Genomic DNA, 308 nt, shown 5'->3' with positions numbered 1-308 from the left:
CCTGTACCGCACCGGCGACCTGGCGCGCTACCGCGCCGACGGGGTGATCGACTACGCCGGGCGGATCGACCACCAGGTGAAGATCCGCGGCCTGCGCATCGAGCTGGGCGAGATCGAAGCGCGCCTGCTGGAGCTGCCGAGCGTGCGGGAAGCGGTGGTGCTGGCCCAGGACGGGCCGAGCGGCAAGCAACTGGTGGCCTACGTGGTGCCTGCCGACAGCACGCAAGAGCAGGGCGCGTTGCGCGACAGCCTGCGTGCCGCGCTCAAGGCCGGCGTGCCGGACTACATGGTGCCGGCGCACCTGCTGC

The 308-nt window shown here is 72.1% G+C and carries 1 protein-coding gene; it reads left to right on the top strand.

The window, feature by feature from the left end; genetic code table 11:
- Positions 1-308, top strand: a 308-nt coding sequence (locus ACLEJP_RS25565; RefSeq protein WP_440810927.1) for an AMP-binding enzyme, incomplete at both ends; no start/stop codon positions are given.

Origin of the sequence: Pseudomonas sp. SMV7, assembly GCF_052041995.1 — a bacterium.
In the GTDB taxonomy this organism is placed as follows: Bacteria; Pseudomonadota; Gammaproteobacteria; order Pseudomonadales; family Pseudomonadaceae; genus Aquipseudomonas.
Note: the sequence above shows the minus strand (reverse complement) of the source record. Positions and strands in the feature narration are given on the sequence as shown.